The 13,903-nt window shown below is 74.0% G+C and carries 10 protein-coding genes; 5 read left to right on the top strand and 5 right to left on the bottom strand.

Annotated elements, in window-relative coordinates; translation table 11 throughout:
- Positions 1-303: 303 nt before the first annotated feature.
- The 3 genes from glgX (at position 304) to treZ (ending at position 6,744) form a co-directional block, all read left to right on the top strand.
- Positions 304-2,481 (top strand): glycogen debranching protein GlgX, encoded by a 2,178-nt coding sequence (glgX, locus tag AB0O11_RS05590; RefSeq protein ID WP_363381928.1) that lies wholly within the window; start codon positions 304-306, stop codon positions 2,479-2,481.
- A 94-nt stretch (positions 2,482-2,575) separates the two neighbouring features.
- Positions 2,576-5,011, top strand: a complete 2,436-nt coding sequence (gene treY, locus AB0O11_RS05585; RefSeq protein ID WP_363381925.1) for a malto-oligosyltrehalose synthase — start codon at positions 2,576-2,578, stop codon at positions 5,009-5,011.
- Entirely contained in the window at positions 5,011-6,744 is a 1,734-nt protein-coding gene (gene treZ / locus AB0O11_RS05580; protein WP_363381922.1) for a malto-oligosyltrehalose trehalohydrolase, read from the top strand. The genes treY and treZ overlap by 1 nt, the downstream gene beginning before the upstream one ends.
- A 10-nt stretch (positions 6,745-6,754) precedes the next feature.
- On the opposite strand, the gene AB0O11_RS05575 is transcribed toward treZ, so the two are convergent.
- Together AB0O11_RS05575 and AB0O11_RS05570 are read right to left on the bottom strand one after the other, a co-directional pair.
- Positions 6,755-7,648 carry a transketolase C-terminal domain-containing protein gene (locus AB0O11_RS05575; RefSeq protein WP_363381920.1) on the bottom strand — a complete coding sequence of 298 codons (894 nt, stop codon included), beginning with the start codon at positions 7,646-7,648 and terminating at the stop codon, positions 6,755-6,757.
- A gap of 132 nt (positions 7,649-7,780) precedes the next feature.
- Complete coding sequence (locus AB0O11_RS05570) at positions 7,781-8,497, bottom strand: thiamine pyrophosphate-dependent enzyme (protein ID WP_363381917.1); 717 nt, start codon at positions 8,495-8,497, stop codon at positions 7,781-7,783.
- 57 nt (positions 8,498-8,554) lie between these two features.
- Here AB0O11_RS05570 and soxR point away from each other — a divergent pair, with 57 nt between their 5' ends.
- On the top strand, positions 8,555-9,103 hold the full coding sequence (gene soxR, locus AB0O11_RS05565; RefSeq protein WP_363381914.1) for a redox-sensitive transcriptional activator SoxR: 549 nt from the start codon (positions 8,555-8,557) through the stop codon (positions 9,101-9,103).
- 149 nt (positions 9,104-9,252) lie between these two features.
- Here the strand turns inward: soxR and AB0O11_RS05560 are convergent, their stop codons facing one another.
- The 3 genes from AB0O11_RS05560 to AB0O11_RS05550 all read right to left on the bottom strand — a co-directional run bounded on the left by AB0O11_RS05560 (position 9,253) and on the right by AB0O11_RS05550 (position 12,856).
- A complete protein-coding gene (locus AB0O11_RS05560) occupies positions 9,253-9,774 on the bottom strand; it encodes a GNAT family protein (protein ID WP_363381911.1) in 522 nt (173 codons plus the stop codon).
- Positions 9,775-9,889: 115 nt separating this feature from the next.
- A complete protein-coding gene (locus AB0O11_RS05555; protein WP_363381910.1) occupies positions 9,890-10,510 on the bottom strand; it encodes a formylglycine-generating enzyme family protein in 621 nt (206 codons plus the stop codon).
- A gap of 252 nt (positions 10,511-10,762) precedes the next feature.
- Positions 10,763-12,856 carry an AAA family ATPase gene (locus AB0O11_RS05550; protein ID WP_363381908.1) on the bottom strand — a complete coding sequence of 698 codons (2,094 nt, stop codon included), beginning with the start codon at positions 12,854-12,856 and terminating at the stop codon, positions 10,763-10,765.
- A 317-nt stretch (positions 12,857-13,173) separates the two neighbouring features.
- On the opposite strand from AB0O11_RS05550, the gene AB0O11_RS05545 reads away from it, so the two are divergent.
- On the top strand, positions 13,174-13,887 hold the full coding sequence (locus AB0O11_RS05545) for a class I SAM-dependent methyltransferase (protein ID WP_363381906.1): 714 nt from the start codon (positions 13,174-13,176) through the stop codon (positions 13,885-13,887).
- Positions 13,888-13,903: the final 16 nt, after the last annotated feature.

Here is a 13,903-nt window from a genome sequence, read left to right as displayed (position 1 = left end):
GGACGATCAAGGGTACTGCCCGCCGCGAGCCGCTCGCAGCCGGATGCCCGGGGGTCTCCCGCACCACCCGCCGCGTTCTTCACACGAATGCCCGACGGGCGCTCATTCGGCCCAACCCGGGCCGGATCTCCCGGCCGCCGGGGACGGGCTCGGGGAGTATGCGCTGTGCCGTGCGTCACGGAGCACGGTCACGCACATGCCCGGCCGCCCGGCCGGGAAGAGAGCGTCCGGGTCCGGGCAGGTGGTCGGGCCGTTGTCGGACTTAATGTCAGTTCTCGTCGGCAGTAAGGAAGTTGAGGAGTCATGCAGGTCTGGCCCGGTACGCCCTACCCGCTCGGCGCCACCTACGACGGGGCCGGCACCAACTTCGCGGTGTTCTCGGAGAGCGCCGACCGGATCGAGCTGTGCCTGATCGCCGAGGACGGCTCCGAGACGGCCGTCGAACTGCGCGAGACGGACGCCTTCGTCCGGCACGCCTACCTCCCGGGCGTCCAGCCCGGCCAGCGCTACGGCTTCCGGGTGCACGGCCCGTACAACCCGGGCCTGGGGCAGCGGCACAACAGCGCCAAGCTGCTGCTGGACCCGTACGCCAAGGCGATGAGCGGGCACATCGACTGGGACGAGTCGGTCTACGGCTACCACTTCGGCGCCCCCGAGCGCCGCAACGACCTGGACTCCGCCCCGCACACCATGCACTCCGTGGTGATCAACCCGTACTTCGACTGGGGCACCGACCGACCGCCGCGCACCGACTACCACCGCACCGTCATCTACGAGGCCCACGTCAAGGGCCTCACCCGGCTGCACCCGGGCATCCCCGAGGAGATCCGCGGCAGCTACGCGGGCCTGGCCCACCCGGCGGTGATCGAGCACCTGGCCAAACTCGGCGTCACCGCGATCGAGCTGATGCCGGTGCACCAGTTCGTCCGCGACCACCGGCTGCGGGACCTGGGCCTGGCCAACTACTGGGGTTACAACACCGTCGGCTTCTTCGCCCCGCACTCCTCCTACTCCTCCACCGGCGACCGCGGCCAGCAGGTGCAGGAGTTCAAGTCCATGGTCAAGGCACTGCACGCGGCCGGGATCGAGGTGATCCTGGACGTCGTCTACAACCACACCGCCGAGGGCAACCACCTGGGGCCGACGCTGTCGCTGCGCGGCCTGGACAACGTCTCCTACTACCGCCTCGCCCAGGACCAGCGCTTCTACGAGGACACCACCGGCACCGGCAACAGCCTGCTGATGCGCAGCCCGCACGTGCTCCAGCTGATCATGGACTCGCTGCGCTACTGGGTCACCGAGATGCGCGTGGACGGCTTCCGCTTCGACCTCGCCGCCACCCTCGCCCGGCAGTTCCACGAGGTGGACCGGCTCTCCTCCTTCTTCGACCTGGTCCAGCAGGACCCGGTGGTCTCCCAGGCCAAGCTGATCGCCGAGCCCTGGGACCTCGGCGAGGGCGGCTACCAGGTGGGCAACTTCCCGCCGCTGTGGACGGAGTGGAACGGCATGTACCGGGACACCGTGCGCGACCTGTGGCGCGGCGAGAACGCGGCCCTCGCCGAGTTCGGCTCCCGGCTCACCGGTTCCTCCGACCTCTACCAGGACGACGGCCGCCGCCCGATCGCCTCGATCAACTTCGTGACCTGCCACGACGGTTTCACCCTGCGCGACCTGGTCTCGTACAACGAGAAGCACAACCAGGCCAACGGCGAGGACAACCGGGACGGCGAGTCCTTCAACCGCTCCTGGAACTGCGGTGTCGAGGGCCCCGCCGCCGACCCGGCCGTCGAGGAGCTGCGGGAGCGCCAGCAGCGCAACTTCATCGCCACCCTGATGCTCTCCCAGGGCGTGCCGATGCTCTCGCACGGCGACGAGCTCGGCCGCACCCAGCTGGGCAACAACAACGCCTACTGCCAGGACAACGAGCTCACCTGGATGCACTGGCCCGAGGGCGACGGGCCTCAGTCGCGGCTGCTGGAGTTCACCCAGGGGATGATCTGGCTGCGCCGCGACCACCCGGTGTTCCGGCGGCGGCGGTTCTTCCACGGCCGGCCGGTGTCCGGGCGGCCGGGTGCGGGTACCCACCGTCCGGGCACGCGGGGCGCTGCCGCCCCGTCCGCCGGCGGGTTCGACGACCTGACCGACATCGCCTGGTTCACCCCGGCCGGGGAGGAGATGACCAAGCGCAACTGGGGCGCCAGCTACGCCAAGTCGCTGAGCGTCTTCCTCAACGGCTACGCGATCTCCGAACCGGACCGGCGCGGCGGCCGGATCGTCGACGACTCCTTCCTGCTGATGTTCAACGCCCACTTCGAACCACTGGAGTTCACCGTGCCCGCCGACCACGGGCAGGAGTGGCAGGTCGTGGTCGACACCGCACAGCCCCGGCTGCCCGCCCCGGGCACGGGCGCCCGGGTCAAGGCCGGGGACGCCCTGTGGCTCACCGACCGCTCGCTGATGGTGCTGCAACGGCCCGCCTAGGGAGCGCGCGGGACCTTCGGACCGCCAGGGTCGGTCACCTGTTCGGATCAACAGCGGGTCTTGGCGGCGGGCTCCCCCGGGTACCTATGGAGCTATGACCCCCGCCGCCGAGCCCGCGCAGCCCCGCCCGGCCGCCACCGTCCCCTCGTCGTCGTACCGTCTCCAGCTCCAGCCCGGCTTCACCCTCCGCGACGCCACCGCCGCCGTCCCCTACCTGGCCGCACTCGGCGTCTCCCACCTGCACCTGTCCCCGCTGCTGGAGGCCGTCCCCGGCTCCACCCACGGCTACGACACCGTCGACCACGCCCGGATCAGCGAGCAGCTCGGCGGCGAGCCGGCGCTGCGCGAGCTGGCTGCCGCCGCGCACCGCCACGGCCTGCGGCTGATCGCCGACGTGGTGCCCAACCACATGGCCGTGCCCGCCCCCGAACGGCTCAACCGGCCGCTGTGGCAGGTGCTGCGCGACGGGCCCGACTCGCCGTACGCGCACTGGTTCGACATCGACTGGACCGCCCAGGCGGGCCCCGTCGACGCGCCCGGGCGCGGACGGGTGCTGCTGCCGTTGCTCGGCGACCGGCTCGGCGCCGTACTGGACCAGCTCACCGTGGACGCCGGCACACTGCGCTACCACGAGCACGAACTGCCGCTGCGCCCCGGCACCGAGGAGCTGCCGCTGCCCGAGCTGCTCGCCCGCCAGTGGTACCGACTGGCCTGGTGGCGGCTGGCCCGCACCGAGCTCAACTACCGGCGCTTCTTCACCGTCAACGAGCTGATCGCGCTGCGGGCCGAGGACCCGGAGGTGTTCGCCGCCACCCACGCCGTCCTGCTCGGGCTGCACGCCGACGGCGTCCTGGACGGCTTCCGGATCGACCACCCGGACGGGCTCGCCGACCCGCGCGGCTACCTGCGGCGCCTGGCAGCGGCCACCGGCGGGGCGTACGTCGTGGTCGAGAAGATCCTCACCGGCCACGAGCGGCTGCCCGAGGACTGGCCGGTGGCCGGCACCACCGGCTACGACGCGCTGCGCCGGATCGACGGCGTGCTCACCGACCACGCGGGCGCCTGCCGGCTGGCCGGGGCCTACGAGTCCTTCCGGCACGGCGGCCCGGTCCGGGACCTCTGCGAGGACCCGCACCCCGCGATCGCCGCCGCCCGGCGCGGCCGGGCCGACATGACCGGGCCGGACGGCGAACTCGCCGCCGAGGTCGAGCGACTGGTGCGGATCGCGCTGCGGATCGGCGCCGCCGAGCCCGCGCACGCCGACCACTCGCCCGGGCAGCTGCGCGCGTCGCTCGGCCGGCTGCTCACCGGCTACCCGGCGTACCGGCCGTACGCCCGGCCCGGCGAGGCGCCCTCGACGGCGACCGTGGAGCAGCTGCGGGCGGCCCTGGACGGTTCCGCCGACGCGACCGACCGACTGGTGGCCGCGCTCGCGCTCGGCGAGCTGGGCCGCGGTGCGGACAAGGACGAGTTCTGCGCGCGCTTCGCCCAGACCGCCGCCGCGGTGGCCGCCAAGGGCGTCGAGGACACCGCCTTCTACCGCTGGAACGCGCTGCCCGGCCTCAACGAGGTCGGCGGCGAGCCCGCCCGGCCCGGACTGCACCCGGAGGAGTTCCACGACTGGTGCCGCTACCTGGAGCGCACCTGGCCGCACAGCATGACGGTGCTCTCCACCCACGACACCAAGCGCAGCGCCGACGCCCGGGCCCGGCTCGCCGTGCTCGCCGAGCGGCCGGACGCCTGGGCCGCCGAGGCCGCCTCCTGGTCCACCGCCGCGGGCCCCGGCTTCGACCGGGACGCCGACTGGCTGCTCTGGCACACCCTGGTCGCCGCCTGGCCGGTCGACCCGGACCGGCTGGTCGCCGCCCTGCTCAAGGCCGCCCGCGAGGCCAAGCTGCGCACCTCCTGGACCACCCCCGACCCGCGCTACGAGCAGGCCCTGGAGCAGCGCGCCCGCTCGGTCTACGGCAACCCGGGGCTGCTCCCCCGGATCGAGGGCGCCGTGCACGCCCTCGCCCCGTACGCCCGCGCCAACACCCTGGCCGCCGCCCTGCTGCACCTCACCGTGCCGGGCGTGCCGGACCTCTACCAGGGCAGCGAGGAGCCGCTGTACACCCTGGTGGACCCGGACAACCGGGGCGTGGTGGACCTCGGCGCGCTCGCCGTGCGGCTCACCGACGCGGCCACGCCGCGCCCCGGCGACCTCGCCCGCGAGAAGCTGCACCTCACCGCCACCGCGCTGCACCTGCGCCGCGCCCGCCCGCTCGGCGCCTACCGGCCGTTGCACGCCGCGGACCTCTCCGGCGACCACCTGCTGGCCTTCGCCCGGGGGGACGACGTGGTCACCGCCGTCACCCGGCTGCCGTACGGGCTGGAGCGGGCGGGCGGCTGGCGCGACACGGTGCTGGAGCTGCCGGCGGGCGGGCCGTGGACGGACGAGCTGACCGGACGGAACGTCCCGGCGGGCACGGTGGCGGTGGCGGAGCTGCTGGCGGCCCTGCCGGTCGCGCTGCTGACGAGGAGGGCCTGATGCCGGTCTACGAGGTGTGGGCGCCCAACGCCGCCTCCCGGGTCCGGGTCGACGTCGACGGCGCGGCCCACGAGTTGGCCCGCTGCCCGGACCGGGACGGCTGGTGGTCCGGCGAGGCCCCGGCGGGCGACTACGCCTTCCGGCTCGACGACGGCCCGCCGCTGCCCGACCCGCGCTCGGCCCGGCAGCCGCACGGCCCGGACGGGCCCAGCCGCGCCGTGGACCACGCCGCGTTCCGCTGGTCGCACACCGGCCGGCGCGGCCGGGCGCTGCCCGGCGCGGTGCTGTACGAGCTGCACGTGGGCACCTTCACCCCCCGCGGCACCTTCGACGCCGCCGCCGAACGCCTGGACCACCTGGTCGAGTTGGGCGTGGACTTCGTCGAGCTGATGCCGGTCTGCCCGTTCCCCGGCAAGCACGGCTGGGGCTACGACGGGGTCTCGCTCTGGGCCGTCCACGAGCCCTACGGCGGGCCCGAGGGGCTCAAGCGCTTCGTGGACGCCGCCCACCACAAGGGCCTCGGGGTGGTGCTGGACGTGGTGCACAACCACCTCGGGCCGTCCGGCAACCACCTTCCCGCGTACGGGCCGTACTTCACCGACCGGCACCACACCCCCTGGGGTTCGGCGGTCAACCTGGACGCGCCCGGCTCGGACGAGGTGCGCGCCTACCTGATCGGCAGCGCCCTGGCCTGGCTGCGCGACTACCGGATCGACGGGCTGCGCCTGGACGCCGTGCACGCCCTCGCGGACGACCGGGCGGTCCACTTCCTGGAGGAACTCTCCCACGAGGTGGAGAAGTTGGCGGTCGCCACCAACCGGCCGCTGTTCCTGATCGCCGAGTCCGACCGCAACACCCCGGCCACCACCGCCCCGCGCGAGGCGGGCGGGCAGGGCCTCACCGCCCAGTGGAGCGACGACTTCCACCACGCCCTGCACTGCGCACTCACCGGCGAATCCCAGGGGTACTACCGGGATTTCGCGGACCAGCCGCTCACCGCCCTCGCCAAGACGCTCACCCGGGGGTTCTTCCACGACGGCACCCGGTCCTCCTTCCGCGGCCGCAGCCACGGGCGGCCCTTCCCGCCCGCCGACGGCCACCGGCTGCTCGGCTACCTCCAGACCCACGACCAGGTCGGCAACCGGGCGCTCGGGGACCGCGTCTCCACCAGCCTCTCCCCCGGCCGGCTCGCCTGCGGTGCGGCACTGGTGCTCACCTCGCCGTTCACCCCGATGCTCTTCATGGGCGAGGAGTGGGGCGCCGCCACCCCCTGGCAGTACTTCACCGACCACACCGACCCGGGCCTCGCCGAGGCCGTCCGGCAGGGCCGGCGACGGGAGTTCGCCGCTCACGGCTGGGCCGCCGAGGCCGTCCCCGACCCGCAGGAGCCCGCCACCGTGCTGCGCTCGGTCCTCGACTGGACCGAGCCCCGGCGCGCCCCGCACGCCGAACTGCTCACGTGGTACCGGCGGCTGATCCGGCTGCGGCACGAGCGGCCGGAGCTGTCCGACCCGGACCTCGGCGCGGTGCGGGTGACGTTCGACGAGGCGGCGGGCCGGCTGGTGGTGCACCGGGGTCCGTACCGGATCGCGGTCAACCTCGGGCCGGACGAGGCCGCGCTGCCGCTGGGGGCCGTCGGCCGCGAGGTGGTGGCGGCCTTCGGCTCGGCGGCGCTGGAGGGGACGGCGGTGCGCACGGCGCCGGACGCGGTGGCGATCGTGCTGACCGGCTGACCCGGCGGGCTCACCGGAGGAAGGTGCCGATCCGTTCCCGGAGCGACGGGGCGTCCAGGCCGTAGGCGGCCAGGTGCTCCGGCATCGACCCGTAGTGCCGGTGCTCCTCGCGCGGCACGCCCAGGCCCAGCATCCGGTGCGGGCGGTCGGCGAGCGCCGCGTGCGCCTCGTTGGCGGAGGTGCCCGCCAGGTACGGCTCGACCAGCACCACGTCCGCCCGGTCGCCGAGTGCCGCGCGCAGCCCGGCCGCGTCGAAGGGGCGCACCGTCGCCGCGTACAGCACGGTGACGTCCAGGCCCTCGGTGGCCGCGAGCACCGCGTCCAGCATCGGCCCGACGGCGAGCACCGCGCCGCGCGAGCCCGTGCGGACGGTGGTGAAGCGGCCCGGCTCGACCGGCACCGGGGCCGCGTTCTGGTGCGCCGAGAGCCGGACGTAGACGTTGCGGTCACCGTCCGCGTAGGCGTGGCGCAGCAGCTGCTCGGCCTCGTCCGGGTGGCCGGGGACGTGGACCGTCCAGTCCGGCAGGGTGTCCAGCAGGGCGACGTCGCCCGGGGACATGTGGGTGCGGCCGCCGGCCGGCCAGTCGTACGAGCCCGCCGCGCTCACCAGCACGGCGCCGACGCCCTGGTGGACGAGGTCCAGCTTGACCTGCTCGAAGGGCCGCTCGATCAGGAAGCTGGCGAAGGTGTGGGCGATCGGACGCATCCCGGTGAGCGCCAGGCCGCCGGCCGCGCCGATCAGCAGCTGTTCGCGGATGCCGACGTTGACCACCCGGTCGGGATGGCGCTCCTGGGCCGGGGCGAAGGCGGCCGCGGTGATGTCGGCGAGCACCAGGGCCAGCCGGGGGTCCTCGTCCAGCAGTCGGGTGGTCACGTCCACGAAGCGGTCACGCATGGTGTCCATCGGTGAAGTTCCTCTCAGGGGCTCGGTCTTGGCGTGCTCGGGCTGCGGCCGGAGGCTCAGTGCCGGTCCGTGGGCGCGGGCTGGGGCCGGAGGCTCAGTGCCGGTCCGTGGGCGCGGGCTGGGGCCGGGTGCTCAGTGCTGGTCCTTGGGCTCGACGCGGGCGACCACCACGTGCGGGCGGCCCGGGTGCTCCGTGGCGTAGGCGCGGTACAGCGCCTCGTGGTCGCGGCCGTCCACCGTCGCGGTCGACCAGCCCTCGGCCGCGAACCGCTGGGCGATGCCGCCCTGCCAGCCGTGCGTGGCCGAGGAGTTGTCGATCACCACCACGTGCAGCCGGTCCAGTCCGTAGGCCCCGGCGAAGGCCACCGCCTCGGCGTTGGAGCCCTCGTCGAACTCCGCGTCGCCGACCAGCACCCACACCGCCGGGTCGGCCAGGCCCTGCGCCCGCAGCCCGAGCGCGGTGCCGACGGCCAGCGGCAGGCCGTGGCCGAGAGAACCGGAGGCGATCTCCACGCCCGGGACCAGCGTGCGGTCCGGGTGGTGGCCGAGCGGCGAGTCGTAGCCGCCGAAGCTCGGCAGCACCGCCGGGTCGAGGAAGCCCTTGGCCGCCAGCACGGCGTAGTACGCCATCGGTCCGTGGCCCTTGGAGAGCAGGAAGCGGTCGCGGTCCTGCGCGTCGGCGGTGCCCGGGGTCACCCGCAGCACCCGGTCGTACAGCACCCAGAGCGCGTCCAGGGTGGAGGTGGCGGCGGGGCCGTGCTTCTCGTCGCCGGTCATCAGGCTCATCAGGGCGGGCAGGTCCTCGAAGCGGGTGCCCGTCGTGGTCGTGGCGGTCGCGTTCGTCGTCATGACCACGATCGTGCAACTTAAAGCCGACTTGAAGTCAAGCGGCTACAGTGGGTTTCCATGACCGCCCGCCCCGACGGCCGCCGCGACCCCGGCCCGCACCACAGCGACCTGCTCACCATCGGCCAACTCGCCCACCGCAGCGGCCTCGCCGCCTCCGCGCTGCGCTACTACGAGAGCCTCGGCCTGATCCACGCCACCCGCACCTCCGGCGGCCAGCGCCGCTACACCCGCGGCACGCTGCGCCGGATCGCCTTCATCCGCGCCGCGCAGCGGGTCGGCCTCTCCCTGGACGAGGCGAAGGTCGCCCTCGACCGCCTCCCCGAACGCCCGGCCCCCAGCCGCGCCGAGTGGGACCAGGTGGCCGAGTCCTGGCAGAGCCGGATCGACGACCAGATCGCCGAACTGCAACGGCTCAAGGAGAAGCTCACCGGCTGCATCGGCTGCGGCTGCCTCTCGCTCTCCCGCTGCGCCCTCTACAACGCCGCCGACCGCGCCGCGGAAGCCGGACCCGGCGCCCGCTACCTGCTCACCCGCGACCCGGACGACGGACCCGAGCCGCTGCCCCCGGCCGCCGACCCCTGCGGAACCCGCCGGGGCGAACACTGAAGACCCCTTTGCGCCGCAGCCGTCGGCCCGCGCCTGCCGGTGGCGTGCGCCCTGCTCCAGGCGTACAGCAACCTGCCGTGGTGCCTGCGGGAGTCGAAGCCCTCGGCGCGGACCCTGGACGCCCTCGCCGAGGAGTGGTTCGGGGTCGTCTAGAGTCGCGGGTCGGTGCGCAGCAGGCTGTATCGGACGACGTCGCGCCACTCGCCGGCGCGGAAGGTCACCGAGCGCTGCACGCCCTCCCGGGTGAAGCCGAGCTTCTCCAGGACGCGCTGCTCGGCCAGGTTGCCCGCCTCGGTGTCCGCCTCCAGCCGCATCGCCGGCGAATGCGCGAACAGGTAGTCCACCAGCAGCCGTTGGGCCCGGGTGCCGATTCCGCGCCCGCGCGCCTGCGGCAGCAGCTGCACGCCGATGCTCCAGTACGGGGCGGACGGTCTCACCCCGGTGCGGTTGGCGGCGACGAAGCCGCCGAACTCGCCCCCGGCGACGACCGCGAGCATCACGTGCTCCTCCCCGAGCATTCCGTCCTCCAGCCACCGGCGGCGGAACCGCTGCGGGTCCCGCCAGCCGTACCACTGGAACTCGCCCAGCGCCTCGGGGTCGTTCAGCAGTTCCTCGATCGCGGAGAGGTCGGCCTCGGCGATCGGGCGCAGGGACACTGATTCGTCACTCACGCAGGCGCCAACGGCCGGGCGGTCGTGACGGTTCCTCGGCCGAGCGGCGGGCGGGGATCGGTGCGCAGCAGGCTGTTCCCCTCCTGCGCAGGGCCCTCCTTCACTGCGAACGCCTTCATCCGACGATCGAGCGGGCGAGCCGGAATCCCACGTCGTCGATCCGCAGGGTCGGGTGGCTGCGGCGGCGGACGGAGGCGCGGCAGCTCCAGTGCTCGTCGAACCAGCCGCCGCCGCGCAGGACGCGGTAGCCGCCGTACACCTCGGGGTCGTAGCGGTCCCAGCACCACTCCCACACGTTGCCGAGCAGGTCGTACAGCCCGTAGGCGTTCGGGCGCAGCCCGCCCACCTCGTGCGGCCGCTCGCCCGAGTTGCCGCGGTACCAGGCGATCTCGTCCAGCGGGCCGTAGCGCGGGCCGTCCGTTCCGGCGCGGCAGGCGTGCTCCCACTCGGCCTCGGTGGGCAGCCGGTAGCCGTCGGCGGCGCGGTCCCAGGAGACCTCCTCGCCGTCCACCCGGTAGGCGGGGGCGAGGCCTTCGCGCCGGGACAGCTCGTTGCAGTGACGGACGGCGTCGAGCCAGGAGACGCTGTGCGCGGGGCGGCGGTCGCCGGTCGCGCCCTCGTACTGCTCACGGGTCACCGGACAGGCCGCCAGCCGGTACGAGGCGACGTCGACGTCCCAACTGCGCTGGGTGCGACGGTCGGAGAGGGTGACCCGGCCGGACGGAACGGTGATCATCCACCGATCCTAAGCGGAGCCAGCAGCAGGGCGACGTACGAGGTCGAGGCCGAACGCCGCGAGCAGGCCGCGGACCGGGTGCACGGAGTGTTCACGTCGGGCCTCGCCGCCCCGCGGGGGCGCTTCGCGGGGCGAGGGGCCGCTACCAGGTCAACGCCCACACGGTGAGGCACCCCCAGCCGATCACCGCGAGCGCCGCGACCACCCAGGCGACCACGGCCGCCCGGTGGCTCCCGCGCGGCGGCGCATCACCTACCCGCCGGTGGCCGACCGCACGGTGACCGTGCACAGGCGCTTGGTGGCGCGGGTGAGGGCGACGTACAGGTCGCGTTCGCCGGCGGGTCGGGCCGCCGCGATCCCGTCCGGGTCGACCACGACGGCCTCGTCGAATTCCAGGCCGCGCGCCTCGGAGGCCGGGACCAGCCGGGCGTACTCCTCGACCCCCGCGGCCGCCAGTTCCGCCACCCTGCCGTCCGCGCAGATCACGCCGAGCAGCTCACCCGGGTGCGCAGCGGCCTGCGCCCGCAGCTCACGGACGAGATCGGCCACCAGCCCCTGCGGGGCCACCGCGACGGCACGCGGCTCGTCCCCGTGCCGGATCGACCGGACCGGCAGCTGGTCAGGGGCGATGCGGCTGAGCAACTCCGCGGTGGTGGCCAGGATTTCCTGCGTGGTCCGGTAGCTGACGGTCAGCGTCCGCAGGTCGAAGCGGCGGCCGACGTGGGGGTCGAGCACCTCGTTCCAGTCCCGCGCCACTGTCGCCGGGCTCGCCTGCGCGAAGTCGCCGACCAGCGTCATCGACCTGCCCGGGCACCGGCGCAGGATCATCCGCCACTGCATGGCGGTCAGCTCCTGCGCCTCGTCGACGACGACGTGCCCGAAGGTCTGCTCGGGCGGCCCGTCGACCAGGCTCGCCGCCTCGTCGAGGAGCGGCACGTCCGCGTCGGCCCACGGCGCGCCGGGCGTGCGCAGCAGCAACGCCAGCTCGCCTTCGCCGAGTTGCGGAAGGTGTGCGGTCAGCGCATCGGCGTCGGCCAGCAGGGCGCCGACGACGTCTCCGGGCACGAGCCGCGGCCAGATCTCCTCGACCGCCCGGTCGAGGTGCGGGTCCTCCAGGAGGTCGGCGCGGACGGCGTCGGCGTCGAACGTGTCGGCCCCCGTGGCGGGCACGTCGTCGATGCCGAGGCTGCGCAGGTCCCGGGCCGCCATCCGGTCGAAGTCGACCCCGGTGAGCTGCGCGACCTCGGCGTCGATGCGCTCCAGCGCCTCGGCCGTGCCGCGGGCCAGCGTGTTGGTCAGGGCGTCGACCAGCAGTTCCAGGAACAGCCGGCGCGCCCGGTTGTGCGCGAGCCCGCTCGCCCGCGCCGCCTGCCGCGCCCCGGCGACCTCCTCCTCCGCCAGGCGGACCCACTCCTGTCCGACCCGGACGGTGAAGTCCCCGTCCGGGGCCTGTCGCGACCGGACCGACGAGGCCAGCGCTTCGGCCAGTTCGGCACCGCCCTTGAGCCGCGCCGCCTCGAACGGGTCCACGGCACCCGGCACGACGCCGGCCAGTTCCTCACACGTCGCCAGGACGACGTCGTTCTCCCCGAGCGAGGGCAGCACCTGGGAGATGTAGTCGAGGAACCGCGCGTTCGGCCCCAGCACCAGCACACCGCGCTCGGCCGCCTTCGGGAACGCGTACAGCACGTACGCGGCGCGGTGCAGCGCCACCACCGTCTTTCCGGTGCCCGGGCCGCCCTGCACCACCGTCACCCCGCGGTGCGAGGAGCGGACGATCGCGTCCTGTTCCACCTGGAGCGTCGCGACCGCCGCCCCCATCCGCCCCGTACGCCGCTCCTGGAGCGCCGCCGCCAACGGCCCGTCTCCGACGGCGTCCCCGGCGGTCGGCTCCGAGCCGTCCAGCAGCTCGTCACTGACCCCGACCACGGTACGGCCCGTCAGGCTCAGATGACGGCGGCGCCGCAGCCCCAGCGGATGGACCGGCGTCGCCTCGTAGAAGGGCCGCGCCGCCTCCGCCCGCCAGTCCACCAGCAACGGCAGCTCGTCCTCGTCCCGTTGCAGGCCCAGCCGCCCGATCCGCAGCGCGGTCCCGTCCGCCAGGTCGATCCGGCCGAAGACCAGCCCGCCCTCGGCCCCCTCCAGCCGGCGCACCTCGCCCGCCAGCCGCCCGGCCGCCACCTCCCGCTCGTACACCTCGCCCGCGCTGCCCGCCGCCGACGCGAGCACCCGCCCCAACTGCGCCCGCGCCCCGGCGAGCCGCTCATCGAACAGCTCGCCGATGACGGACACCTGCACCTGCTCCAGCTCCAGCTGCTGTGCGGCGGTGTCATTGATCTGCGACACGGATGAGCCCCCTCTCGGTTCGACCCGCCACTATGCAGAGGGAATCCGGGGAAGTAAACGTTGACTTGTCCGGCCTGAATGTGGCCTTCGATTCCTCGCGTGGAATTCTCTCGGCGGAATTCCGGAACGGCCTCCCGGGGTGCCCCTCCTCGCCCTGCGGAAACGGCCTTTCCCGGCTCCCGGCGGGGGCGCTGTCGTACGGCGGCCCGAGGCCGAAGCACCCGCCCGGCTCATGCCCCGGATAGCCCCAACAGGCCGCCACACACCGGTTTTTGCCGTCCGCGCGGCCACCGGCCGACCCGCCTAGGATCGGCCGCATGAACCGTACGATCCGCACCACCGAGGACGTCCTCGCCCTCCTCGACGGCCTCTTCCCACCGGCCGAACCGTTCTGGGACCGGTTCTACGCGGACCGGTCCGCCGAGCGCCCGTTCTTCGCGCCCGAGCCGGACGAGAACCTGGCCTCCTGTCTCGACCGTGGTCTGCTCGCCCCCGGCCGGGCGCTCGACCTCGGCTGCGGCGCCGGCCGCAATGCGATCCACCTGGCCTCCCTCGGCTTCGAGGTGGATGCCGTCGACCTCTCCGCCACCGCCATCGCCTGGGCCCAGGAGCGTGCCCGCGAGGCGGGTACGGGCACCGGGCTGCGGTTCCACCGGGCGAGCATCTTCGACGCCGAACTCCCGTATGACCACTACGACCTGGTCTACGACTCCGGCTGCCTGCACCATCTCCCGCCGCACCGCCGGGTCAGCTACCTGGCGCTGCTCGACCGGGTCCTGGCGCCGGGCGGGCACTTCGCCGTCACCGCCTTCGCGGCCGGCGCGATGGGCTCCGAGCGGCCCGACGAGGAGCTCTACCGGCTCGGCGCGCTGGAGGGCGGCCTGGCCTACTCGGCGGACGAACTCCGGTCGCTGTTCCGCGAGTTCACCCCGCTGGAGATCCGCCCGATGGCCGCCCAGGCCCCCGACTCGACACTGTTCGGTGTCCCCTTCCTGCTCACAGCACTCTTCCAGCGAACCGCCAGCTTTTAACCAGCCTCTCATCCGC

Source organism: Kitasatospora sp. NPDC093102, from assembly GCF_040683915.1.
GTDB lineage: Bacteria > Actinomycetota > Actinomycetes > Streptomycetales > Streptomycetaceae > Kitasatospora.
The sequence above is the reverse complement of the archived record's forward strand: the minus strand, read 5'-3'. Positions and strand labels throughout refer to the sequence as shown.

Bases quoted from the DNA above. Each gene is read 5' to 3' on its own strand.
- soxR (WP_363381914.1), top strand. From the start codon at position 8,555: ATGACCGCCCGCCCCGACGGCCGCCGCGACCCCGGCCCGCACCACAGC.
- AB0O11_RS05545 (WP_363381906.1), top strand. From the start codon at position 13,174: ATGAACCGTACGATCCGCACCACCGAGGACGTCCTCGCCCTCCTCGAC.
- glgX (WP_363381928.1), top strand. From the start codon at position 304: ATGCAGGTCTGGCCCGGTACGCCCTACCCGCTCGGCGCCACCTACGAC.
- treZ (WP_363381922.1), top strand. From the start codon at position 5,011: ATGCCGGTCTACGAGGTGTGGGCGCCCAACGCCGCCTCCCGGGTCCGG.
- treY (WP_363381925.1), top strand. From the start codon at position 2,576: ATGACCCCCGCCGCCGAGCCCGCGCAGCCCCGCCCGGCCGCCACCGTC.
- AB0O11_RS05570 (WP_363381917.1), bottom strand. From the start codon at position 8,497: ATGACGACGAACGCGACCGCCACGACCACGACGGGCACCCGCTTCGAG.
- AB0O11_RS05555 (WP_363381910.1), bottom strand. From the start codon at position 10,510: ATGATCACCGTTCCGTCCGGCCGGGTCACCCTCTCCGACCGTCGCACC.
- AB0O11_RS05575 (WP_363381920.1), bottom strand. From the start codon at position 7,648: ATGGACACCATGCGTGACCGCTTCGTGGACGTGACCACCCGACTGCTG.